This window comes from Pseudoalteromonas sp. OOF1S-7 (genome assembly GCF_022347765.1).
GTDB lineage: Bacteria > Pseudomonadota > Gammaproteobacteria > Enterobacterales > Alteromonadaceae > Pseudoalteromonas.
On the sequence record NZ_JAKRFZ010000012.1, the window covers coordinates 101,373 to 126,313 of the forward strand.

Consider the following 24,941-nt stretch of genomic DNA (forward strand, 5'->3'; position numbering starts at 1 on the left):
AGCTGCCCCGTAAAACGGGGAACAATCGAAGTGTCTTAACTTCTAAGGTTCATCCCTCAAATCAAGGGAAGTAGTTATTATACATGAGTTCGATTGAAATTCTATGTGTTAGATATTTGTGACTTAAATTCTACTTGATTTTTCTTTTTTTGTCTGTAAATTATACACCTGAGGTTGCTCATATGAACTAAAGGAGATGTCATTGAATTTTCGCTATCTTGCAAAACTTGTAACTGCACTAAGTAACGCTGATTCAAAAACAAAATTTATATTTGGTTTAATAGCCACTGCCTACTTCTTGAATACAGTTAGCCAAATATTTTTGTAGAAAATACAGTTGCCAGTTTAGTAGTCGGCAACTTTTAACTCGACCTGGCAAATTTTTTACTGGTTGCAATCGCAGGATTGTCGGTATCTTATTCGCGTCGTAACCTGAGTCTATCGAAAACAAGGAAGTAAGATTGTGAGTGATTTTAACAGCGAGATTTTCCAGTTCTGGGGCAAGGCCGACGAACAAAACACGTTACCCGCAGTGTGCCACATGTTGGATGTGGCCTTTGTCGCCCGGGCGATTATTCTCAAGTTGGCAGCTCAGGAGCGGGCCATATTACTTAAGCCGTTTTTAGCTATTGAAGGCGTTGATGAGGATACCGCGATTGCTATGGTGGTACTGCTTATTGCCCTGCATGATATTGGCAAGATCACACCGGGGTTTCAGTATAAGTTGCCATTTGAACGTATCAAAAGGCTGTTTGATACTCAGAGATACGATCTTAAGAATGCAAGCGAAACTCAACATGGTACGTCTGGTTACGAGATATTATCAAACTGGGCAGAAAGTATCGGCCTAAGTTGCTACACCGAAAAACCTTTGTTCTCATCTGTCGTAAGTCATCATGGAGAATTTGTAACCGATTCAAAAAATGGTCGAGTTTGGGGCAAAGGTTATATCTGGGAAAAAGTTCAGCTAGCTTCGATTGAATGGCTATTCGACTACTTTCTGGTTGACGCTTCACTGCTTTGTGAAATTGACGATGAACTGCTCACACCCACCTGGTACGTCTATATGGCCGGACTATGCTCGGTTGCTGACTGGATTGGCTCCGATCATCACTATTTTACCTACATCAGTTCTGATGAGTATTTTGCCAATGTTGCGCTGCGTGTTGAGACGGCACACCGGCTGGCAGATAAGCTGAACATTAAGCATGTAAAAGCTGCACAGAGTATCATTGAATTCAATAAAGTCTTTGGCTTTAAACCCAACGCACTGCAGCAAAGCATATTAGCCTTATTTAACTCACAAGAATTGCCCTGGCTGACAGTGATTGAAAGCGGTATGGGAAGCGGAAAAACAGAAGCTGCACTCATACTGGCGGATCATGTTATTCGTAACCTGGATCACTCTGGGCTGTATGTGGCTATGCCATCTCAGGCTACGGCGAATCAACTCTATAAACGGACATTGAAGTTCCTGAAACATGAGTCTTTGGGTTATGAGGACATCGAAACCCATTTAAAGCACAGTAACGCGGAGTTTAACCCAGCTTATGAGGGCTTAATGCTGTCCAGTATTGAGGATCTGAATGAGCAAAATGCCGTAAAGGCAAACTTATGGTTTACAGCTAAAAAAAGAGGGTTACTGGCCGGAGCTTGTGTTGGCACCATTGATCAACTGCTTATGGCTGCTATGCGTTACAAGCATAATTTTGTGCGGTTATTCGCTATTGCGAACAAAACCGTCATATTAGATGAGGTACATGCACTGGATTACTTCCAGCTTTCTTTGCTCAAAAACACGTTACGGTGGATGGCAAAACTGAAAGTCAGGGTAATCATATTATCTGCTACTTTACCTAAACTAATGCTCCGAGAGTTAGTGCAGGCTTATGGCCAGGAGTTCGGTAAGAATATTGAGCTAAAAGAGGCTGCCTATCCGAGGCTTACAACTTATAGCGGAGGGCAGTTGGCGACATCTGTTCACGTTGCAGAAGGTGAAAATACTGATGAGCTGGCTTCACCACCTAAACGGTTTGGGATTCAGTTGCATAAAACCACGCCACAACAATGCGTTGAACAAATGGCAAGCGATGTTTTGGCACGCGTAAAGGAAGCGGGATGCGGTGTATTCGTGTGTATCCTGAATACGGTGAATGCGGCGCAGGCACTCAGTGAAATTATCCTTGAATACTGCAATCAGAAGGAAAGTCAAAACATGCAGTGTCTGGTGTTTCATGCCAGATACCCCATCGGTCACCGCTTAGCCATCGAAGACATGGTTGAATATCTGGTAGGCAAGAATCCGGGAAACCGAAAAGCGGTTAATCCAAATCGACCCGTCAAAGATCAGTGTTTAATTCTAATTGGGTCCCAAGTTTTGGAGCAGAGTTTGGATTATGACGCCTGTGAGATGTTTACTCAGGTCTCACCCATTGATCTGATCATGCAACGGCTGGGGCGGATATGGCGGCATCAGGTAAATAACCCTTTCAGGTCTAAGCTTGTTCAAAGCCCGAGACTTAATGTCTATTTGCCGGGGTTAGATGAGATCCCTGAAGACTACGCTAAATGGCTTGGATACGCCGATGTCAAAATTTACCCGTCGCATATACTCGCGGTAACGACCCGTTTGCTGTGGGAGGAAGCTGCAAGTACAGGGAAGAATAACGGTTTCGAGTTGGATCTTGATACAGAGATTGATGATTGGGTAAACAAGGTATACGCCGATATTGGGCAACAGCTAACCTGGCTGGATCATGAGCACGATAAAGCATATGAGTTTGAACTTGAAAAGAAGCTCGTGTACCGGCTTGCTAACAACATGATGTTCGATGCAGATCAGGAAGATATATCGGAATTGCTGGATTATCTAAATGACCAATTTGATGATGAGGACTTGGTTTTATCGACCCGGCTTGCCAGCCTCAGTGTGCAGATAATTCTGCTGATCCAGAATGAAGACGGCTTGTTGGTGCCTGTTACCGAATATCAGCCTTACCTGCAACAATGCCAGACGCCCATGAGAGAAAATGCTCCCTATGAAGCGATAAACTGGCGTGCAGATAAACGCTTTAATAAAAATGATATTGGCAGGCTGAAGCAATCCTTGGTGAAACTCAGCCATGCAGACTGGGTTGAACACTTTCGTGAAGTTGAAAGCAACTGGCTGTTTAATTTTGTCGCTCAGGATGTGTGGCAAAGAACTTCGCAGCTGCACAACTGTGTACCGGTTATCTTGGATCAGCACTTTACCTACTCAGTGCCCTCGATTGGCACACTTAAGCTGGATCCCGTGTTGGGATTGCAAGTAGAGAAGCACAGGAGTGGCCACAACCATTCTAAGAGGTAAGAAGCCGATAGCATAAGCTACCGGCAGACGCCCCGTGCGTACGGGGAACAAATGTGTAGCATCAATTAAGATTCAAGCGCTACTCGGTTCAGCCCATCTAAAGTTAGGACCAGATGATTTTATCATTGTTAGGAGAAACGTTAAACGCTTTGAAAAATTAAAGAGTAGAGCTTGCTACTTGATTGCCAAATTTAAAACTTTGCAGAAGTGGAAAACATTGTGTATGGTTTAAAAGCGTTCAATCTTAAGCAAGGATAAATTCATGTTCAATGGGCTGGCAGAAGTAATTATCGCGCTACAGAATGCCAATGCGCCTACTTATGCGCTGTTGTTTTTTTTAATTTGGGCATTTTACAAAAAAAACAGCAACAAGAAAGAAAAATAGAGTCTAGCAACTTGCTAGACAGATGCAAGTACTGATTTGGCATTGTGTGGTGGCCGGATCTGCATACAAACCTACAGGAGGACTTAAAGGATTATGAGCTACGATCTTTTGGAACAGGAGTGCTGGATCCCGGCACAAGATTTAGAGGGAGAGATCCGGCACTACTCAATTCTCGGGGTGCTGCAGGCCGCCCCCCAACTGCGTCAAGTTGTGCATGACAGGCCACTGGCCGTCAGTGCCATTTCAAGGCTGTTGTTAGCCATATTGTACCGCAGCTACCGATATTTAAGCGGCAAAAACTGGCACAAAGCGTTTGAAAAAGGGGAGTTCGACGCGTGTGTTTTTGATTATATAAAGTCTGATGGGTGTCAGGGTAAGTTTGATCTGTTTTCTGCGCAGTATCCTTTTTTCCAGACTGCCGAATTTCAAAAAGACAATGGTGTGACCACATCGGTTAAAAAGCTAGTGCCCGACTATAGTACAGGTTCAAATAAGCTACTCTGGAGTCATCTGGCCGACAATGAAAAGTTCTCAATTCCGGCGGGTGAAGCGGCGATCCAGCTGCTGATTTGTCAGTATTTTAGCCTCGGCGGTGGGGTAAGTGGCAGTTCAAATCTGTTCAAGAAACACCCCAACTTTACCAATGCGCCTTTAGTGGGCGGTGCCGTGGTGATGGTTGAAGGGGGAAACTTATTTCAAACTCTGATGCTGAACCTAAAAATGCCCAAAGATAAAGCCTTGCTGGATGACTCAGATGTGCCTGTCTGGGAGCAAACAGACAGCAAGCAGGAGGCGCCTAAAGCCAGGGCTATGCGTGGTTTAACCGATTATCTGACATGGCGTTCAAGACACGTTCGGCTTATTCCGGAAGAAGACGGATCGGTGTCTGCAATGCACTTTTCTCAGGGCCTGCCAACGCCGGAAGAAATGCCTCAGGAACCTTACTTTGCCTATCGACTCAATAAAGACGAAAAAATGCTGCCTGTTCGGTTGAGTTTTGCACGCAGCTGCTGGCGAGATACGGCGAATTTGTTGCGACTGGCGGAGTTTACAAAAGGTAAAATTGCAACTAAAGACTTGCGGCCAGCGGGCATTCAGCTACTGGCAACACTGGACAACAGAGTGCTTGACGGGCTTACGCTGAACTGTCAGTTAGTTGGGCTGGATAATAACAAGGCCAATCCGCTTTCGTGGTTCAATGAGCGCTTGCCCTTGCCGGTAAATCTGGTGCAAAAAGATGCTGCGCTGGGGATCAACCATAGTGAGTTATTGGTAAATGGCCTGAAAACCGCTGAAGCAATGTTCTATCAGCTTGAAAATGCAATCAGGGTATTTGCCCGGCATTTGTTGCCTGACGGTGCTCGCCAGCAGGAGATCAATGCCAGAGTGACTGCGATCAACCCTGCTAGATTCTACTGGCCACGGCTAAACGAAGGATTTGAACAGTTTGTTTGGGCACTGAGCACTAACACAGATGATGCTAATGCTAAGTGGCGTTTACTCTGTATCGACACGGCAATGAAGGCATTTGAAGGCGCGACAGTCAGTTGGCGCTATGGTGGTTCAAAAGTTAAAAAGGGACTGAGCCTGGCTTCACAGCAGTTAGAGCGGGCGCTTTACGGGCGTGAATGGCTGTCGAGTGAATACTGGAGCCAGGATACGCAGGCGTTAGTGGCTAAGCTGGAGCAATGGGCAAATCCGGATTATCCCAACCGGGAAATTCTCGCTGCGCTGAAAAAGTCACTTGACCAACAAAAGAGTACACACCTTGCTGCGATGCCGTACCTCGCTTCCCTTTTATCTGACGATTTAAAAAGAGCTGAGACTCAGGCCTTTGTTGCAGGGCTGTTTGCCAGTCATAACACGCTGTACTTTAGCGAAAAGCATCAGAGCTTTGGGAAAGCATGGCAGATCTGCGATGGCAGTGAACGCCCCGGTATGAGCTTTCGCTTTGAGTGCCTGCTGGAGGCAAAAGGTGAGCAGTTAAAACAAACGCTGCGCCAGATGGTACAAATTCTAAAAAGCAAAGACATTGCCATTGATTACCGCACCCTGATGGAAGATCTCTACCACTGGGGTAGCGACGACAAACGCATTCAACTTAAATGGGCCAGAGATTACTGGGCCAAACCCATTCAATCCGATGAGTCTACAGACTCAGCAGACGCGACAAATTAAAAAGGAGTTACCTTATGTCTTTTATCGAATTTCATGTATTACAAAACTTTGCCCCCAGCAACCTGAACCGCGACGATACCAATACGCCTAAGTCTTGTGTGTTTGGCGGCTCGCAACGGGCGCGTATCTCAAGCCAGTGTCAGAAGCGTGCGATCCGCACGCATGGGGCATTTAACGATGCAGTGGTAGAACATCAGGGCGATCGTGCGGTACGCACTCGTAAGCTAGCCATCGACATCCGTGATCACCTGATTGCTAATGGTAATGACGAAAAGCAAAGCGAAACCGTTGCACAAAAGCTGTTAGAACAGGTAAAGCTGAGCCTGAGCAAAGACAAAAAGCATCCATTTAAGACAGAATATCTGCTGTTTCTTGGACTGAATGAAGTGAGCGCATTGAAAGCGATTGCAGATGAGCACTTCAGCGAGTTTCAGGAGGACAAGCTGGACAAAGCCATCACCAAAGCAGTAAATGATGTGTTTGTAAAAGAGGGTAAGTCTTTCGCCGCAGATATCGCACTATTCGGCCGTATGGTCGCAGACAACAACAATATCAATGTTGATGCTGCGTGCCAGGTGGCCCATGCAATTTCAACCAATATTGTTACACCTGCCATGGACTTTTTTACTGCTGTGGACGACGAATTGCAGGCGGGTGAGCAAGGCTCTGGCATGATGGGTGGCGTGTATTTTAACAGTGCCTGTTATTACCGTTATGCTCAGATCAACATTGACAAACTGGCTGCTAACCTTGGGCAGGATAAGGAACAGGTGACTGGCGCGGTAAAAGGCTTTTTCAGGGCGTTAGTTCAGGCGGTGCCTTCGGGTAAACAAAACAGTTTTGCGGCGCAGAACCCGCCAAGCTATATCAAAGTGAATGTGCGTAAAGATGGTGCGCCCTGGTCTCTGAGCAACGCATTTACTCAGGCGGTCACAATAGACAAGCCTGATGAAGCCGAGCTTGAGCACCAGTCAGCACAAAAACTGGAAATGTTCGCCAAGAAGCTGGCGGCTATGTATGGTGAGTCTGGCTTTATTTTTGAGGGCCGCAGCACTTACATCGACAACCTGGAAGAGTATCAGGACAAAGACAGTGGCACCATTGCACAACTGGAAGTTCAGATGCTTGATGCACTGCAAGGTGCTTTGGAGTGTCAATGAGCACTTTGTTGATCCGACTAGCCGGACCAATGCAGTCATGGGGGCTAAAAAGTGCCTTTGAACTGCGAAATACTCAGCTTGATCCGACAAAAAGTGGTGTGATCGGTTTGCTGTGCGCATCGCTAGGACGTGAGCGAAATGAGCCTCTGAATGATCTTACTGCATTGCGAATGGGCGTGCGTATAGATAAACCAGGCGACCTGGCATTTGATTACCAAACGGCACTGAATGTGGCCAAGGCTGACGGCGGCAAGCCGGACACTCAGTTGTCGCACCGAGCATATCTGGCAGATGCTGCCTTTTGGGTGGGCTTTGAAGGCGACGCGGTTTTGCTTAAAAAACTGCATCATGCTTTGTTAAACCCGGTCTGGCCACAGTTTTTAGGGCGTAAGTCCTATCTGCCGGGCATTCCTTTAGTTGATCCCCATAGGGCGTGTATGGAGTTACCTTTAGAGCTGGCGCTGCAACAAGCACCAAGAATGCAGGCCGAACATGAAAAAGTAGCCGGAACACCGGTGAAATACATCATAGACAGCGAGGCGAAAGAGGGGACAGAGCAAAGGCATGATGTCCCGCTGAGCTTTGAGATAAACCACAGAGCCTTTACATTCAGAAGCGTTAAAAGCAGATGGGGGTTGGTGGATACGGAGGAAGTGCTATATGTCTGACACTCTCTGGTATGAAAGCCGATTGTATTTTGATCCTGACCAGGCGGGAGAAGATTTGGGGTTTTTACACCCCGATGATCTTTATAAGCAGCACCAGTGGGTGTGGCGTTGTTTTGTTGACAGTGATCTGCTTAAGGCTGATTTTATGTTTCGTGTGGATATGGCGCTGCCAGTGCCAACAGTGTTTATTCGCTCAAAGCGTCAGCTAAAAGATGCGATTAAAAGCTGGAAAATAGTCACTCAAACACAGCAGGATCAGCTCAAAGAAGCAGGGCTGGTTCAGTTCTCATTGCGAGCTAATCCCACTGTAGATATTACGCCAAAAGGAGAGAAAACTCGCCGTCACGATGTTTTGATGCATGCCAAAAAACAGGCTCAAAAAGCAAATAGCAATGTAAATGAAGCTGTTGATATTGCAGCAAAAGCCTGGCTTGACAAAAAACTGCAAAAGGGTGGCCTGGAGTTGCTGACCCAGTGTATTGAGTTCAGCAATTACAAGCAGCATAAAGTGGTTAAAAAAGATGGGGCAAGGCCAATTCAGTTGAGCACACTGGACTATTTTGGTGTGGCAAAAATCACCGATGTGCAAAAACTGGAACAGGCATTATTTAATGGCATTGGCCGCTCCAAAGCTTTTGGCTGCGGACTGATGTTGATTAAACCGCTTTAAACCAATCAGTAAGGCGGGGCGACTCGCCTTTTTTCTTAGCTAATTTTCTACTTATTTTAGGAGTGCAGGGAATGGCATTTCTTCCTTTAAAGCCTATTCCAATCAAAGATCGTAACTCAATGATATTTATTGGTATGGGACGTATTGATGTGCGTGACGGCGCATTTGCTGTGATTGATGAAGTAAACGGTGAGCGGATGCTCATTCCGGTGGGTTCTGTGGTGTGTATTATGCTGGAGCCGGGCACACGGGTGAGCCATGCTGCGGTCAAGCTGGCTGCAACCACAGGTACTTTGCTTATCTGGGTGGGCGAAGCGGGCGTCAGGCTTTATTCGGCGGGTCAGCCCGGTGGTGCGCGCTCCGATAAGTTACTCTATCAGGCCAAGCTCGCGCTGGATGAAAACCTGCGGCTCAAAGTGGTACGTAAAATGTTTGAGCTACGCTTTGGCGAACCAGCTCCGGAGCGGCGTTCGGTTGATCAGCTGCGCGGCATTGAAGGCACGCGTGTCCGCAAAACCTATGAGCTACTTGCTAAACAGTATCAGGTGAGCTGGCAGGGCCGACGTTATGACCCCAAAGATTGGGCGAAGGGCGATGTAATCAATCAGTGTATCAGCGCCGCAACATCTTGCCTGTATGGCGTCACCGAAGCCGCAGTGTTGGCTGCCGGATATGCCCCGGCCATTGGCTTTTTGCATACCGGCAAGCCGTTGTCGTTTGTGTATGATATTGCAGATATTATTAAGTTCGATACCGTTGTGCCTGTGGCGTTTAAAGTCGCCAAACGGCGACCACAATCACCCGATCGGGAAGTGCGTATTGCCTGTCGCGAAGCGTTCCGTAAAGACAAGATATTGCCTCGCCTTATCCCGCTGGTTGAAGAGGTACTGGCTGCAGGAGAGGTAACACCACCCGAGCCCTATGCCGACGCACAACCACCTGCCATCCCGGAGCCTGAATCAATTGGTGACGAAGGCCATCGCAGCGGAGGCCCACTATGAGTATGTGTATGGTTGTCACTGAGGCAGTGCCACCAAGATTAAGAGGTCGCCTGGCAGTGTGGCTGCTGGAGATCCGTGCCGGTGTGTATGTGGGTGATGTAAGCAAACGCATTCGCGAAATGATTTGGTTTCAGGTCAGTGAGCTGGCGGAAGACGGCAATGCGGTTATGGCCTGGGCAACCAACACCGAGTCGGGTTTTGATTTTATCACCTATGGTGAAAATGCCAGAATGCCGGTGGATTTTCAGGGCCTGAGACTGGTGAAGTATACACCCAGAGCAGATGACAATCCGGGGGCTGATTAGCGAATTATTTCTGTCATTTTATCTGTGACTTTTTGCTCTTTAACAAGTTGGATATTGAGACTCAAAGTCTCAAAAAATAGATACGTTTGTACCCAAAATTTTCGGTAGATTTTGAAGTGTATTTTTTCTTTATTAAAAACAAGTATATAATTTTAGAGTGTTCCCCGTATGCACGGGGCTAAACCGATTTAATATCGTTCGCGGGTGCCGAACGCCTGCGTGTTCCCCGTATGCACGGGGCTAAACCGCACTTCTCCTATGAACTCACCAAACCAAAACTGTGTTCCCCGTATGCACGGGGCTAAACCGTGCGCGTTCTTGCAACTCGCTCAGGGATGTCAGTGTTCCCCGTATGCACGGGGCTAAACCAGGGCCGGTGAACTGGTACTGGAATCAATCCAGCGTGTTCCCCGTATGCACGGGGCTAAACCGAGAACGAATGCCACCCTTATGCAATAAATCCAGTGTTCCCCGTATGCACGGGGCTAAACCGACTGTTTACGCTTATCCTTACCCTTGTCTTTAGTGTTCCCCGTATGCACGGGGCTAAACCGGCGAACGGAAATTCTATCGTGATTTTCCTGAAGTGTTCCCCGTATGCACGGGGCTAAACCGACTTGCTAACCAATGGAATATGAACCCAGCCGGTGTTCCCCGTATGCACGGGGCTAAACCGAACTCTTCAACTGGTAAACCCACAATAGCTGCGTGTTCCCCGTATGCACGGGGCTAAACCGGAAGTTACCAAATCGTGCTTTTCAATGTCCTGGTGTTCCCCGTATGCACGGGGCTAAACCGCGATGTTCGGCACCTGGGGCGTATTAGATTTGGTGTTCCCCGTATGCACGGGGCTAAACCGTTGCGGGTTTACGCAAGGCTCTAGCCACTCTGGTGTTCCCCGTATGCACGGGGCTAAACCGAACAACGCCAGCATGGCAACACCGGCAATCAAGTGTTCCCCGTATGCACGGGGCTAAACCGAACGGCAGATTTAAAAAAATAGAGTGAACTTTGTGTTCCCCGTATGCACGGGGCTAAACCGGCGTTGTAACATACGAGGCATAACGCTGGCTTCCGTGTTCCCCGTATGCACGGGGCTAAACCGCTTTGGCTTTCTCAGGACTTGGTTTAAAGTAAGTGTTCCCCGTATGCACGGGGCTAAACCGTCTTTGCAATCATTGCGCTCTGCTAACGAAACGTGTTCCCCGTATGCACGGGGCTAAACCGTTTACCCCTTCACGCGCTAGGACATCACGCATGTGTTCCCCGTATGCACGGGGCTAAACCGCTATGAATGGAGCATTTGGTCAGGCCAATGTTTGTGTTCCCCGTATGCACGGGGCTAAACCGCTATACAAATTACCCGCGTCAAAATGGAGTGTGTGTTCCCCGTATGCACGGGGCTAAACCGTCAATGGTTTGGCCTTTCTCTAGCCAGCCATTGTGTTCCCCGTATGCACGGGGCTAAACCGCGTTCGGATAAAAATGGAAACATAACGGAGTTGTGTTCCCCGTATGCACGGGGCTAAACCGGCCGGAGTGACACGACGGATAGACACGTCTAAGTGTTCCCCGTATGCACGGGGCTAAACCGTACTGATTAACGTTTTGACAAGCCGGGCTGTAGTGTTCCCCGTATGCACGGGGCTAAACCGACATTGCCAAACTTGAATTTCAGGTAGCAGACGTGTTCCCCGTATGCACGGGGCTAAACCGGTGCGTGTGCGCTTGACTTACAGTTTGACGGAGTGTTCCCCGTATGCACGGGGCTAAACCGCGATTTAAAACGAAAAAAAAGTTGGTACCTAAGGTGTTCCCCGTATGCACGGGGCTAAACCGATCAGGTTTGGCACTGGTGTAGAGTTAGCGCCGTGTTCCCCGTATGCACGGGGCTAAACCGCGATTTTGGGTTCACTAGGTGTGTCATTACCTGTGTTCCCCGTATGCACGGGGCTAAACCGACACAGAGATTGCGCCGCGAGGTTTAAATGAGGTGTTCCCCGTATGCACGGGGCTAAACCGTCCTTCTGGTAGCATTTGCCGTCCTGGAACATGTGTTCCCCGTATGCACGGGGCTAAACCGCATGACCCTGACGTCATCCTCGCACGCGGCTGGTGTTCCCCGTATGCACGGGGCTAAACCGAGATCGATAACGTAGCAAAGTAAAATTTTACTGTGTTCCCCGTATGCACGGGGCTAAACCGTCATCGAGACGTTGGAGTCTCAGAGCCAGAGCGTGTTCCCCGTATGCACGGGGCTAAACCGCGATAGGCACAGACCCTAACGCGTGCAAAGGCGTGTTCCCCGTATGCACGGGGCTAAACCGGCGATGTGAATTTCACGAAAATTAAATCCGATGTGTTCCCCGTATGCACGGGGCTAAACCGTGAACTGGTGGCCAGCTGCAACTGGCCACTCAGTGTTCCCCGTATGCACGGGGCTAAACCGGAGTTAATCAAATGTCTCACGTGAAAAATCTTGGTGTTCCCCGTATGCACGGGGCTAAACCGCCTTTAGTCGTTTGTGACGACTGCCTTTACCAGTGTTCCCCGTATGCACGGGGCTAAACCGCGACTAGGGAGCCGCATGTTGTGGTCGATGGTGTGTTCCCCGTATGCACGGGGCTAAACCGATGGCAGGCGTATCGAGTATGCGCCTGCACAGGTGTTCCCCGTATGCACGGGGCTAAACCGGTGTAGTGCAAACGGGATAAAGGTGTAGTGTAGTGTTCCCCGTATGCACGGGGCTAAACCGCACGGTGCTCGGCCAGGTCGTCCAGAATGCGAGTGTTCCCCGTATGCACGGGGCTAAACCGACAGTTATAACTACTCCCTGAGTGATGGACGCGTGTTCCCCGTATGCACGGGGCTAAACCGCGAAAGTGTTTCTGATATCAGGGCTGGCAGCGGTGTTCCCCGTATGCACGGGGCTAAACCGCGAAAGTGTTTCTGATATCAGGGCTGGCAGCGGTGTTCCCCGTATGCACGGGGCTAAACCGCTTTTTATCTTCGATGGTTTTTTCTATTCGGCGTGTTCCCCGTATGCACGGGGCTAAACCGTACCCTCAAGACATGGCTGTAGATATGTCTGAGTGTTCCCCGTATGCACGGGGCTAAACCGCAAAATGCACTGGATCGATTGCAGGCGGTGCGTGTGTTCCCCGTATGCACGGGGCTAAACCGGCTTGGTCTTTTGTCTTATCGTATTTACTTTGGTGTTCCCCGTATGCACGGGGCTAAACCGTGGGCAGACATTTATATCCTTTTATATACCCGGTGTTCCCCGTATGCACGGGGCTAAACCGTACTTTTTGTTTGAGTTGATGGCCTCTAAAAAGTGTTCCCCGTATGCACGGGGCTAAACCGTTTTTCGGTTACGCCGAGGCTCGCGATAGGTTGTGTTCCCCGTATGCACGGGGCTAAACCGCGCATACATACCTACCGGTCATCGTTTGGCATGTGTTCCCCGTATGCACGGGGCTAAACCGTTCTGCCCCAGGAATATATGCATTCACCGCATCGTGTTCCCCGTATGCACGGGGCTAAACCAGATGGCATTGCCCAGATAGACAAAGGAAAGACGTGTTCCCCGTATGCACGGGGCTAAACCGTTTGATACCCTAACGCCATTGGTCAACGCAGCGTGTTCCCCGTATGCACGGGGCTAAACCGGAACGTATATTTGTGAATAGCCACTTACATATGTGTTCCCCGTATGCACGGGGCTAAACCGGCTGAACGTGATGAAGTCAATCTCAAAAATGCGTGTTCCCCGTATGCACGGGGCTAAACCGCTCGACTTGGTTAGCCTACGTGGCGGCTTTGTCGTGTTCCCCGTATGCACGGGGCTAAACCGTGTCAGTGTAGCTGCGTGCCATGCCGTGCCACGTGTTCCCCGTATGCACGGGGCTAAACCGTCCCGATATAGGCTGGCAACAATTGGTGGATCGTGTTCCCCGTATGCACGGGGCTAAACCGTTCGGTCAGCTGCTTTTGGGACATGTTCAAAAGTGTTCCCCGTATGCACGGGGCTAAACCGCAGGCTCCAGGCCTGCTCGCTTAGCCTGAATGCGTGTTCCCCGTATGCACGGGGCTAAACCGTCCCACATATCGCTCTGATATTCCATTTTTTGGTGTTCCCCGTATGCACGGGGCTAAACCGAGCTATGGAATCAATCTTGGTCGGACATATTCGTGTTCCCCGCAGGTGCGGGGCTAAACCGTTTTGATGGGTGCCTAATTAAAGAGCTATGGAGTGTTCCCCGCAGGTGCGGGGCTAAACCGCCCTTCTCCGTGTGTTGGAGCGGGCCAGTTGAGTGTTCCCCGCAGGTGCGGGGCTAAACCGCAGGTATTGAGCGACTGGGACAAGTATGGTCCGTGTTCCCCGCAGGTGCGGGGCTAAACCGACGGCGTGCAAGTATTGTTAGGGGTATTGGCGGTGTTCCCCGCAGGTGCGGGGCTAAACCGGAAATAGCAATGCGCACAAAAACAACTCAACTGTGTTCCCCGCAGGTGCGGGGCTAAACCGCCACGCATATTGACAGTAACGGCGAACGCCACCATGTTCCCCGCAAGTGCGGGGCTAAACCGCTAACTGGGTGAACCAGATAGCAGGGCAGACCGTGTTCCCCGCAGGTGCGGGGCTAAACCGTCAGAGACCTTGAAAACCAGCTGGAGAAAATGCGTGTTCCCCGCAGGTGCGGGGCTAAACCGCCATGCAAGTGGCGTAAAGGATCGATTATGGCGTGTTCCCCGCAGGTGCGGGGCTAAACCGCCATCCCCCGGACGTATGTTTGCGACACTCTCGTGTTCCCCGTATGCACGGGGCTAAACCTAATCGCAAAGGTTAAAAAAGAGCCGTAATTCATCCATGAAGCAGCGTCCTTCGCGCATCCATGCGCTCACCTCAGCAAGCTGAGAAACGATGTTTCGGTCTTGCTTCGCCCCCGTATGCACGGGGCTAAACCTAATCTAAAAGGTTAAAAAAAGCCGTAATTCATCCATGAAGCAGCGTCCTTCGCGCATCCATGCGCTCACCTCAGCAAGTTGTGAAGCGGTGTTTCGGTCTTGCTTCGCCCCCGCAGGCGCGGTGCTAAACCTAATCGCAAAGGTTAAAAAAGAGCCGTAATTCATCCATGAAGCAACGTCTTTCGCGCATTCATGCGCTCACCTCAGCAAGCTGCGAAACGATGTTTCGGTCTTGCTTCGCCCCCGCAGGCGCGGTGCTAAACCTAATCGCAAAGGTTAAAAAAGAGCCGTAATTCATCCATGAAGCAGCGTCCTTCGCGCATCCATGCGCTCACCTTAGCAAACTGCGAAACGATGTTTCGGTCTTGCTTCGCCCCCGCAGGCGCGGTGCTAAACCTAATCTAAAAGGTTAAAAAAGAGCCGTAATTCATCCATGAAGCAGCGTCCTTCGCGCATCCATGCGCTCACCTCAGCAAGCTGCGAAACGATGTTTCGGTCTTGCTTCGCCCCCGTATGCATGGGGTTAAACCTAATCGCAAAGGTTAAAATGAGCCGTAATTCATCCATGAAGCGGCGTCCTTCGCGCATCCATGCGCTCACCTCAGCAAGCTGCGAAACGATGTTTCGGTCTTGCTTCGCCCCCGCAGGTGCGGGGCTAAATCTAATCGCAAAGGTTAAAAATGAGCCGTGATTCATCCATGAAGCAGCGTCCTTCGCGCATCCATGCGCTCACCTCAGCAAGTTGTGAAGCGGTGTTTCGGTCTTGCTTCGCCCCCGCAGATGCGGGGCTGAAGCGATGAAAAGTTAGCAACGTGTGATGTGGTTGATGTTTTTAATGCTTTGATAGGTATAGAAAATTTGATTATAAAGTTGCGCTGCGGTAGGACTAACATCTGCTTGCAATGTTTTTTGCGATGCGACATAGTGCGGCCTTAAAAATATGAATAATAACAATATTAAGGATAGTAGGGATGAAAAAGTGCACGTTGGTGTTGGCTGTGTCGGCGGCGTTGGTTGTGTTGGGGGGTTGTACACAGCATGGGAGCTCAAGTGATAAAAGTGTGTACTCTCAGGCGCAGCAAAGCCTTAAGTCCGGGGTTGAGTTGCAAAACTTTGATATGAATGTCAGACCACAGGATGACTTTTATCAGCACGTCAATGGCAAATGGTTAAGCACAACGGCCATTCCGGCAGAACGCTCGTCGTGGGGCAGTTTTGACAGGCTGCGTTATGAGTCGGATGAAGCGGTAAAAGCCTTGATCCAGCAAGCGCAGCAACAGTCGGGGGCTCACGGCAGTAGTGAGCAAAAAATTGGTGACTTTTATGCCAGCTTTATGAATCAACAGCGCGTGGAGCAACTCGGGCTTAAACCGCTTAACCCCTTGTTGGCTGAAATTGATGCCGTACAGAGCTATGATCAGCTAAGCACGTTAATTGGGAAACTGACCACGCTTAAAGTAACAACGCCGCTGCGGCTGTTTGCGGTGCCGGATGGCAAAAACTCGTCTCTTACTGTGCTGTATCTTATGCAAAATGGCATCGGCATGCCTGCTATAGATTATTACCTTAATGAGGATGAGAAAACGGCCCGGACGCGTCATCAGTATCTGCAACTTGTCACAGCGCTGTTGCATCTCAGTGGAGAGCCTCAGCCGCAAGTGCGTGCTCAGGCGGTACTTGAGTTGGAGACCAAACTGGCCGCTGTGATGTTAAGTCGTTCTCAGTCGCGTCAGCTTAGCCTTGTTTATAATCCACGTACGCCCGATCAGTTACGTACTACGCTCGGAAAATTGAACTGGGAAAAAGCCGCGCAGGCGATGGCGTTACCAGCAATGGATAAGGTGATCCTGATGCAACCCGATTTCTTCGCCGGGCTGGGGAAGTTGTTTACCCAGGTGTCGGTGCAGGATTGGCAGACTTACCTCAGGTTTCACACGCTTAACCACTTTGCACCACAACTGAGTGAGCCATTTGTTGCCGCGCACTTCGATTTTTACAAGCGCACGCTGCGCGGTGTTAAAAAGATGGAGCCTCGCTGGCAGCGAGGGGTGGGTCTGATCAGCGACACTTTGGGTGAAGAGGTGGGCAAGCTGTATGTCGACGCGCATTTCTCACTCCAGGCGAAAGCAAAAATGGAGGAAATGGTCCGTAACCTCATAGCAGCCTATCGTGACAGCATTAATGAGCTGAGCTGGATGAGTGACGCAACCAAGGCCGCCGCGCAGGAAAAGCTGGCCAAGGTTCGCTATAAAATAGGTTACCCGGATGTCTGGCGCAGTTACGACTTTGAGATCCGCCAGGATGATCTGATCGGTAATGTCATGCGGGCTCATCAATACAATTTTAAATACGAAATGGCGCAAATCAATCAGCGAGTTGACGAGCACAAGTGGGAAATGACACCGCAAACGGTCAATGCCTATTACCATCCACTGAAAAATGAGATTGTATTTCCTGCCGCCAGGTTACAGCCTCCGTCGTTCGATTTATCGGCCGATGATGCCGTGAATTATGGGGCAATTGGCGCGGTGATTGGTCATGAGCTGGGTCATGGGTTTGATGATCAGGGGGCGCAGTTTGATGGTGACGGAAATATTCGTAACTGGTGGGCGGAGCCCGACCTGGCAGAATTTAAAGCCCGTGGCGATGCGCTGGTGGCACAGTTTAATCGTTATCGCCCTTTTGAAGATGTGGCTATTGATGGCCGATTGACGCTGGGCGAAAACATCGGAGATCTGGGGGGCGTCACATTGGCATACAAGGCTTATATGTTGTCTCTGGCGGGCAAAGAAAAAACCGTGCTGGATGGGTATACGCCCGAGCAACGCTTTTTTATTGGCTTTGCGCAAAACTGGCGGACTAAAAAGCACGAAGCGGCGTTACGTCAGCGCTTAGTCACGGATGTGCATGCCCCGGAAGCGTTCCGTGCCAATGGTCCGCTGTCTAACTTTACCCCTTTCTATGAGGCGTTTTCTGTAAAAGAGGGCGATAAGCTTTACCGGCCACCCACCGAGCGAGTTAAGATCTGGTAGCGTATGAGCACAATAAGATAGCAGGAAGGCCCTGCTATCTTGCTATCTGCTTACGGGTGTGAGCTGCGTTTAAATTACTTCAGCTCTACCTTCACCTCTATCCACGCATCGGGTGCACCAATCGTCCCGCCTTTGCGGACTGGCGTGATAGTAAACCCACCCCAGTGATCGGTATAGCTCTGGCCAATGACAAGCTCGGAGTCGGTCTGATCATCTCCCCACCAGCCAGGCGTTTTGGAACCGGGGGTCATATCCAGCAGATACGAGGTGGTTTTCCAGAATCGCTCATCGGTTTCATTCTCAAAGTAGCCTTGCAAATTGACCAGCACGCCACTTTGTGTACCGGTGTAGCGATCATGCGACGTGCGATATTCCAGCCAGTAGGTATATTTTCCGTTGCCGGATTTCAAACGCAGGCCTATGTAACCCTGGTTATTGGCACCCTGATCAAAGGCATAAATTCGGTAGGTACCCGAGGCGTTAATCACCGGGACCTCACTGTCGGTCAGCCAGCCAAAATAGCTTTTATACAACAGGTTATAGGCTTGTAAGGAGTGGGCGCCCATCCCCATCATGCTGTACACATTGCCATAGTTCAGACTTTCTTTATCATAGTCCCCGACACCGATGACCTTGCCTGGCCCGGCTTCCAGTGCCTTGGCATGACGCAGCCCCAGCGCGTGCCCGAGTTCATGGGCAACCACACCTGTGGTGTGGTGGTAAAGCGTAATGCTCGGTGGCGCAGCGCTGGAATTGTAGTTCCCTACCTGGGGAGCCACCATCATCACAACCTGGGCGTTACCTGGGGCATCCGGGTCAACACCCAGTGCTTTAATTTTGCTCTTCCACAGTGCCGTCCAGCCGTGAAAGTCGTTGTCGTAGGTACTTTTTGGCTGGTTGATATTAATGATCGGCGTGCGGGTGTCGTAGGTCACGTTAAACCGCCCATAAGACTGCTGATCGTAATAAGTGGTGACGCCTTGTAAGTCACTTTCCATGGTTGGCCATTGCAGTGGCGTATCGCTGAACTGAAAGCGATAGACCTGAATATTGACGTGATCATAGGGGTAACCGTCGTTGCCGCCCGGGGGCTCTGTTGGTGGCTCCGTGGTATCTGTGGTTCGACAAGTGGTGGCGCCGAGATCCACCACAATAGAGCTGCCACTGTGGTTGCCATCCAGCGTGATGTACCCCCAATACGAAGCGGGGCGACTCAGTACTATACACTCGGCATTGCCAGGTCTGCGGGAGCTGGGATCACTGCCATCCAGTTTTGGCCAGCCGCCACTTCGGGCATACAGGCTCAAATCGCCGGTGCCGTAGCCTGTGCTGATGGCAACGTTGTCATAATCGTCGATATTCGCCACGCTTAGATAAGTGCGCGAGCCTGCCGCCAGGCAAACTGTTTCGCCATTTTGCAATGTCCTGCCGGTAAATGGGGCTGAAGTAGCGCATTTATCCTCCAGCTGGGCCGCGAGGGCTGGCCCATTGAGTAAAACAAGCAGTGACATGCACCACGTATGTTTAACCAGATTCATTATTGTTTCCTTTACAGTTGTATGAGCCGCATTTTTTGCGGTGAGTGTTGATCCGGAAGTATTGTTCGCAAGTTAAAAGTGAAATAAAAACAAATGACTACTTCATTCTTGAGCTACGAGGTTAGCATCCGAATCACTGACTTCTGTATATAAAATAAGCAGAAGCAATTTCAATATATTATATTTTATACAATATTCAAGTGGTGGTTGAGAATTTATATGGGCCGGCTTGTTGCTAAAAAAATTAAAAAAACACTTTACCTCAACTTTACTTAAGGTTTTATCTTGGCTGCACATTAAAAAAGGAGTCAGATTATGCAAACGTTCACGCTTACCAGTCGATCTTTTTCCGCGCAGTTGCTGCGTATGTTTAATGCCACAATGCAGAATAAATAAGGAGGTGTTCTATGTATCTGGAACATGTAAATTTAGTCGTTGACGACATCGAACAGGTGCTTAATTTTTACCGCGCTGCTTTTCCACACTGGCGTGTGCGCAGTGAGGGGAGCGGAAGCTGGCACGGCAAGCCCAGAAGCTGGTTACATTTTGGTGATGATTTTCACTATATTGCCTTTAGTGATCATGGCGAGGGCAACAACCGTGAGCTCAAGGGTTTTTCGGTGGGGCTGGCGCACTTTGCCTACGTGGTACAGTCGGTTGATGCGGTCATTACGCGGCTAAATAAGGCTGGATATCCGGTCGATAAAGACGGCTCGCTGCATCCGCACCGGAAGAATGTTTACTTTGTTGACCCTGCCGGATTTGAAGTGGAATTTGTGGAATATCTGAGTGATATACCCGTCGAACGAAATAGCGATTAAATAAACAACAAATCGGTACGAGACTTTACAAAAAATTTACTTTATCATCGGTAGCCAGAAAGGGTTCTAACAGAGGCTGCCGGGATGGCGACGGTCAACATCATTCCCAAACCAGATTGGGTACTTAATCATCAGCATCAGCAGTTGCAAAGCAGTCAGCGGGTGATCTCGCTGGACGATAAACAGTATGCACTGCTGAAGCTGCTCATGACGCATACCAGCCAGGATGTGACAAAAGAACAGATCTTTACGACTTTGTGGCCGGGCAGGGTCGTGAGTGAAGACGCCATTTATGTCACCGTAAACGGCTTGCGCAAGTTATTGGGTGACAGTGTCAAGCAACCCAGATACATCAAAACGGTTTGTGGTGTTGGTTATCGCTGGGTGGGTCCGCATATCGGTGATGATAAGCCGGAGCTCTCGGGTTATTTGGTGTTCCTGGCGGCTGTATTTTTATTGGCAACGGTGCTGCTGGGCAGTCAGCTTAATGTGTCTTCGGCACCCGAACCGATGACGCCCTTGCAGGCCGAAAACTTCAAAAAAGCGCGCTACATACTTAATAACGACCCCAGTGCCATTGACCAGAGTATCACGCTGTTACAACAGCTGACGTTAACCCGCTCAGATCTGACAGAGCCACAAGTCTGGCTGGCTGACGCCTATTTACGTCAGCTACTGGACAATCCTCAGCGTAATGCCCGCAACCGCAACCGTGCTTACGCGCTGCTCACGTCGGTGTTAGCCAGAATACCGCAGCATGCCAAGGCAAATTTGCTGATGGCACACCTGATCATGCTCATCGACTTTGACCCAGTGGCTGCCGGGCGTTTCTTCAGGGCGGCGCTACCGAGTCCGCAGGGACATCATTGGTATGGTCAGTACTTGCTGGCGCGGGGCGATTTTCAGGGGGCGCTGGAACACATTGAGCAGTATCGCCTGTTAGAGCCAAGTGGTTATTCCAGCGAGAGTGTTGCCTGGATATATACCATGAGCCAGCGGCATGAGGCCGCGCTGGATGTTCTGCTCAAATTGCAGCCAGATAGCAGCAGTAACCGCTTTTATCATATTTGTTTGCGCACAGTGTACGAGCAGCTGGGCGAGTATGATAAGGCATTTGCCGAGATGAAGTGGGTAATGCAAGACGCCGGGTACAGTCCACAATTGATGGCGCAGGCTGAGTTTGCTTTTGCCCGTGATGGTTTATCCGGCGTCTATCGCTGGCTGCTGCATGAAGATCCGCTGCGGGCTGAGATTGGCCATTATACGCCGCCTATGTCACTGGCGCGGTATGCAGTGATGGCTGGTGAGCCCGAGGTTGCGGTAACCTATCTGGAGCAGGCCTTTGAGGCACGCCAGCATGCTGTACTGTGGGCAGCGGTGGACCCTGTTTTTACACCTTTGCATGGGTACCCGCCGTATCTGGCCTTGGTACAGAGACTAAATGTGTCCGGTCGGTAATATGCCCGGCTCCCGAGCGTCCGCGGACTGTCCGTTGTCCGTCCGGAATGGACTTGGATTTTGTTATCCTTATGATTTTTAATGGTTTATTTTTTGGCATGTAATCTGCAAATAATAAAGAGTGCAAAACGAAAACCATAAAGCAAAAGGATACCGATATGTTTAATGCCACCAAGATCATGGCTGCTCAGGCACCCAAACAGCAAAGTAAGCGCTTAACCGACTGGTTCAGCCGTCAGCTGCGTTATTCACTGACAGGGGCGTTGCTGCTTCTGACTGGTGCTCAGGCAGTACAGGCCCGGGACACCTTAGGTCACTTCTCTGAGCTGCACAGTGCAGAAGCAATTCAGGCTGACATCAATCAGTGGGTTCACTGGGTGCACGCCACACACCCGGATCTCACTCACAGCATAGAGAATGTCGATGCCTTCTATGCCCGGATTGACGCACTGCGTGACACACTGAATGAAGCGATGACTGGTGAGCAGGTGTGGCGTGAGTTTGCCAGCCTCAACGCCATCATGGCGGACGGACACCTGAGTATTGGCGATGGTACCAATGCGCAATGGCGACAATGGATAGCGCAGGGCGTTGAGCTATTTCCCTTTGAAGTGGCCTTGAGTGAGCAGGGGCTCCAGGTGGTGGGTGAGCTCGGTGGCGGGTCGTCGGAACATGATGGCAAATATATTACTCAGATCAATGGTGTGCCCACAGCAGAGGTTATCGCGGCCTTGTTGCAGCGAATTGAAGGTGATAATGATGCCTTTCGCAGCGCCTTGCTGGCCCGCCGCTTCGCTATGACCTATCGGCTGATGTACGGCGCTACAGACGCATTTACGGTGACGCTCGACAAGGGCCAGACGGTGCAGGTTGCAGCGCTTAACAAGGCACCCAAAAGTATCAAACAACGCACTTTCGATGAAAACTTTAACCTCAAACTGCTCGACAATCAGCAGGCTCTGTTAACTATCAAACAGTTTGGCTGGAATGAACCTGATGCGTATTTTCAGTTTATGGCTGAAACATTTGAGCGACTGAACAAAGCGCGAATTCAGCACCTGATGATAGATATTTCTGACAATACCGGTGGAGATGACGTTTACTGGAAGCGGGGAATCTTGAAATACATTGCGACTAAGCCTTATCGCCATGGCTCGACTTATCAGGTGCGAATTTTGGAAAAATATCGCGATCCAGGTGAGGTGATTGGTTCAGTGCTGTCAGGCGAACTGACCAAAGTAACTCAGCCCGACACTTCGCCTGGCTCGCTGTTTAAAGGCAAAGTGAGTGTCCTGACCGGTCCACTGACTTACTCATCGTCGGTGCTGTTTGCAAACACCATTCAGGACTATGGGCTTGCAACTCTGGTGGGCACGCCAACTGGTGGGCGTAGCTCACAAAGTGGCGGGATCCAGTTTCTCACCCTGAAGCACACTGGCATACGCGCCGTTGCACCCCGTTTTATTCTCGATCGCCCGTCTGGCACGCAGCAAATGACGCCAGTGCAGCCGGATATTGTGATCGCGCCGCAAGGCCTGAGTAAGGAGGCATTTATCGCCAAAGCGATGAGTGCATCCCGCTCGCTTTAAAATAGGGTTATCCCGCCATTAATGACTCCCTGCTTATGCGGCCAAAGCGCCGCATTTTTTGATCTCCGAGTCTGATACTCGATGCTTTAATTATTGATTGCACAATCTTGGCTGATGATATGATGGAAATAGTAAAAACGACTAAATAAAGTTTGACCTAAACTTAACTTGAGGAATTAGTCTGGTCACAATAAAAATAACGATACTAGGGAAAAATATGAATATCAGTAGTTTACCAATGCAGTTGTCGCGATTTACGCCCTTGGTCTGGGTGATGCTGATCGGCAATTTCTTTGTCCGCGCCAGTTACTACATGGTGTGGCCGTTTCTGGCTGTGATGCTGTATGAAAATTATGGTTTGAGTGCCACAGAGGTCGGGCTGTTGTTAACCGGCTCAGCCACACTGGCGGTGTTTCTGGGGTTTTATACTGGTAATCTGGCGGATCGATTCGGTCGTACAAAAATGCTCTATGTTGCAGTGCTGGTTGGAGTGGTGTCCTTTGCTTTGCTGGCGCTGGCCAATTCGTTGTGGCTGTTTGCCGTCGCTGTGTTTCTGGCGTGTATGCCACGTACGTTATGGGAGGCACCCAGTAAAGCTTTGCTGACAGAGGAGCTGGCTAACCCCAAAGACAGAGAGCTGGCGCTGCACCTATTGTATTTTCTGGTCAATGTGGGTGCCGCGTTGGGTCCGCTTTATGGCCTGTGGGCGGGCCTCAATGGCGAGCAATTCAGTTTTATCTACACTGCTGTGTCTTACCTGGGGTTGCTGGTGGCTTTGGTGTATTTCCGGCCTCAGGGTGGGATAGCGGCGCAGACTACTCAGTCTGCTCCTAAATTCTCTCAGTGGCTGAAAATACTCAATAAAGACAATACCTTCTTGGTGGTGTTAGTCGCAACGACGCTGGTGTACTTTGTTTATGCACAGTGTGATACCAGCCTGGTGCAATATCTGACCCGCGCTGACGTCCACGAGCTTGCCTGGTTGATCTCGGCGATGATCATTACCAATTCTTCCGTGATCATTGTCTGCCAGTTTCCGCTGTTGCACCTGATGCGCAACTGGCGCATCGAGCACAGGCTGTATCTGGGTGGCGCGATTCTGGTGGTTTCGCAAGTGATGATGGCCTTGAATGATGTGCACAATACCTGGGGCTGGATAACGGCGATGATTGTGCTGAGCCTGAGCGAAGCCATTATGTTCAGCAATATTAATGTGTATGTTGACCGACTGGCGCCTGATAACCTGAAGGCCAGCTACTTTGGCGCGGCAGGCTTGTGTTCATTAGGCTATGCGTTTGCGCCTATTCTTGGCGGCCTGGTGCTGGATCTGTCGAGCGGGATCATGTTATTTGTGCTGACAACGCTCACCTCCTTTGCGGCCCTGGCGTTTTACAAAGTGGCTGAACTTAAGCTAAAAGATACTCCTCGAACCGTGTCTGAGGTGTAACAGCTCAGAGCGGCTGCAATATGTGGTTGCTCTGTTTATTGCCTGCTGTTTGGTTGTTAACTCATTTATTTCAATATTCCTTTTGTGGCCTGCCTATTTGGTAGCTGCTCCAGGCCTGGCTTGTCTGGTCAAGTGCGTCATGGAACGGCACCAAATTGTTGCCCAAGCGCTCGTTTGCTTTGCTGTTATTAAAGCCTGAGAGAAAATGCGCAAGTACTTTATCGCATAAATACTCCCACTTAGTCCTTACTGAACACCGTTTTGGTGACTCTTTGATCTCTGAAATGAATAAAAATGACATTTTTCATAACGGGATATTAAATATTGTATACAATATTTTGTTGGGTTATAGTCGTACCGATCTTCAATAAA

General features: G+C 49.8%; 14 protein-coding genes and 1 CRISPR repeat array. Of the genes, 12 read left to right on the top strand and 2 right to left on the bottom strand.

All coding sequences use genetic code 11. The features are described 5' to 3' along the window. The first annotated feature begins 463 nt into the window (after positions 1 to 463). The 7 genes from cas3 (at position 464) to cas2e (ending at position 9,716) form a co-directional block, all read left to right on the top strand. Positions 464 to 3,349, top strand: a complete 2,886-nt coding sequence (gene cas3, locus MHN33_RS16825; protein WP_239399566.1) for a CRISPR-associated helicase Cas3' — start codon at positions 464 to 466, stop codon at positions 3,347 to 3,349. A gap of 478 nt (positions 3,350 to 3,827) precedes the next feature. Next, positions 3,828 to 5,912, top strand: coding sequence for a type I-E CRISPR-associated protein Cse1/CasA (gene casA, locus MHN33_RS16830; RefSeq protein ID WP_239399568.1), 2,085 nt, complete (start codon positions 3,828 to 3,830; stop codon positions 5,910 to 5,912). 14 nt (positions 5,913 to 5,926) lie between these two features. Further along, positions 5,927 to 7,072, top strand: coding sequence for a type I-E CRISPR-associated protein Cas7/Cse4/CasC (gene cas7e / locus MHN33_RS16835; protein WP_239399570.1), 1,146 nt, complete (start codon positions 5,927 to 5,929; stop codon positions 7,070 to 7,072). Beyond that, positions 7,069 to 7,740: a type I-E CRISPR-associated protein Cas5/CasD gene (cas5e, locus tag MHN33_RS16840; protein WP_095727291.1), complete on the top strand. Its 672-nt coding sequence runs from the start codon at positions 7,069 to 7,071 to the stop codon at positions 7,738 to 7,740. The genes cas7e and cas5e overlap by 4 nt, the downstream gene beginning before the upstream one ends. Next, positions 7,733 to 8,410 (top strand): type I-E CRISPR-associated protein Cas6/Cse3/CasE, encoded by a 678-nt coding sequence (gene cas6e, locus MHN33_RS16845; protein ID WP_239399572.1) that lies wholly within the window; start codon positions 7,733 to 7,735, stop codon positions 8,408 to 8,410. Before cas5e ends, cas6e begins: the two co-directional genes overlap by 8 nt. 71 nt (positions 8,411 to 8,481) lie before the next feature. After that, positions 8,482 to 9,411 carry a type I-E CRISPR-associated endonuclease Cas1e gene (cas1e, locus tag MHN33_RS16850; protein ID WP_095727293.1) on the top strand — a complete coding sequence of 310 codons (930 nt, stop codon included), beginning with the start codon at positions 8,482 to 8,484 and terminating at the stop codon, positions 9,409 to 9,411. Next, on the top strand, positions 9,408 to 9,716 hold the full coding sequence (cas2e, locus tag MHN33_RS16855) for a type I-E CRISPR-associated endoribonuclease Cas2e (protein WP_239399574.1): 309 nt from the start codon (positions 9,408 to 9,410) through the stop codon (positions 9,714 to 9,716). The genes cas1e and cas2e overlap by 4 nt, the downstream gene beginning before the upstream one ends. Positions 9,717 to 9,873: 157 nt before the next feature. After that, positions 9,874 to 14,551: a CRISPR direct-repeat array (repeat unit 29 nt; unit sequence GTGTTCCCCGTATGCACGGGGCTAAACCG). 529 nt (positions 14,552 to 15,080) lie between these two features. Here the strand turns inward: cas2e and MHN33_RS16860 are convergent. Beyond that, positions 15,081 to 15,380: a hypothetical protein gene (locus tag MHN33_RS16860; protein WP_239399576.1), complete on the bottom strand. Its 300-nt coding sequence runs from the start codon at positions 15,378 to 15,380 to the stop codon at positions 15,081 to 15,083. 275 nt (positions 15,381 to 15,655) lie between these two features. Between MHN33_RS16860 and MHN33_RS16865 the strand changes: the two genes are divergently transcribed. Further along, complete coding sequence (locus MHN33_RS16865; RefSeq protein ID WP_239399578.1) at positions 15,656 to 17,716, top strand: M13 family metallopeptidase; 2,061 nt, start codon at positions 15,656 to 15,658, stop codon at positions 17,714 to 17,716. Positions 17,717 to 17,790: 74 nt separating this feature from the next. On the opposite strand, the gene MHN33_RS16870 is transcribed toward MHN33_RS16865, so the two are convergent. Then, entirely contained in the window at positions 17,791 to 19,254 is a 1,464-nt protein-coding gene (locus MHN33_RS16870) for a collagenase (RefSeq protein WP_239399580.1), read from the bottom strand. Positions 19,255 to 19,661: 407 nt separating this feature from the next. Between MHN33_RS16870 and MHN33_RS16875 the strand changes: the two genes are divergently transcribed. From MHN33_RS16875 to MHN33_RS16890, 4 genes are all read left to right on the top strand, one after another. Next, the gene (locus tag MHN33_RS16875) at positions 19,662 to 20,075 is read left to right on the top strand and encodes a VOC family protein (protein ID WP_239399582.1); all 414 of its coding nucleotides are present in this window, start codon (positions 19,662 to 19,664) and stop codon (positions 20,073 to 20,075) included. An 84-nt stretch (positions 20,076 to 20,159) separates the two neighbouring features. Beyond that, positions 20,160 to 21,533, top strand: coding sequence for a winged helix-turn-helix domain-containing protein (locus MHN33_RS16880; protein WP_239399584.1), 1,374 nt, complete (start codon positions 20,160 to 20,162; stop codon positions 21,531 to 21,533). A gap of 158 nt (positions 21,534 to 21,691) precedes the next feature. Then, positions 21,692 to 23,122, top strand: coding sequence for a S41 family peptidase (locus tag MHN33_RS16885; protein WP_239399586.1), 1,431 nt, complete (start codon positions 21,692 to 21,694; stop codon positions 23,120 to 23,122). 217 nt (positions 23,123 to 23,339) lie between these two features. Continuing rightward, positions 23,340 to 24,569 (top strand): MFS transporter, encoded by a 1,230-nt coding sequence (locus MHN33_RS16890; RefSeq protein WP_239399588.1) that lies wholly within the window; start codon positions 23,340 to 23,342, stop codon positions 24,567 to 24,569. The last annotated feature ends 372 nt before the right edge of the window (positions 24,570 to 24,941 follow it).

What these genes read in the sequence shown, in the direction of transcription:
- casA (WP_239399568.1), top strand. Translation starts at nt 3,828, where the DNA reads ATGAGCTACGATCTTTTGGAACAGGAGTGCTGGATCCCGGCACAAGAT.
- cas7e (WP_239399570.1), top strand. Translation starts at nt 5,927, where the DNA reads ATGTCTTTTATCGAATTTCATGTATTACAAAACTTTGCCCCCAGCAAC.
- cas5e (WP_095727291.1), top strand. Translation starts at nt 7,069, where the DNA reads ATGAGCACTTTGTTGATCCGACTAGCCGGACCAATGCAGTCATGGGGG.
- cas6e (WP_239399572.1), top strand. Translation starts at nt 7,733, where the DNA reads ATGTCTGACACTCTCTGGTATGAAAGCCGATTGTATTTTGATCCTGAC.
- cas1e (WP_095727293.1), top strand. Translation starts at nt 8,482, where the DNA reads ATGGCATTTCTTCCTTTAAAGCCTATTCCAATCAAAGATCGTAACTCA.
- cas2e (WP_239399574.1), top strand. Translation starts at nt 9,408, where the DNA reads ATGAGTATGTGTATGGTTGTCACTGAGGCAGTGCCACCAAGATTAAGA.
- MHN33_RS16860 (WP_239399576.1), bottom strand. Translation starts at nt 15,380, where the DNA reads ATGAATCACGGCTCATTTTTAACCTTTGCGATTAGATTTAGCCCCGCA.
- MHN33_RS16865 (WP_239399578.1), top strand. Translation starts at nt 15,656, where the DNA reads ATGAAAAAGTGCACGTTGGTGTTGGCTGTGTCGGCGGCGTTGGTTGTG.
- MHN33_RS16870 (WP_239399580.1), bottom strand. Translation starts at nt 19,254, where the DNA reads ATGAATCTGGTTAAACATACGTGGTGCATGTCACTGCTTGTTTTACTC.
- MHN33_RS16875 (WP_239399582.1), top strand. Translation starts at nt 19,662, where the DNA reads ATGTATCTGGAACATGTAAATTTAGTCGTTGACGACATCGAACAGGTG.
- MHN33_RS16880 (WP_239399584.1), top strand. Translation starts at nt 20,160, where the DNA reads ATGGCGACGGTCAACATCATTCCCAAACCAGATTGGGTACTTAATCAT.
- MHN33_RS16885 (WP_239399586.1), top strand. Translation starts at nt 21,692, where the DNA reads ATGTTTAATGCCACCAAGATCATGGCTGCTCAGGCACCCAAACAGCAA.
- MHN33_RS16890 (WP_239399588.1), top strand. Translation starts at nt 23,340, where the DNA reads ATGAATATCAGTAGTTTACCAATGCAGTTGTCGCGATTTACGCCCTTG.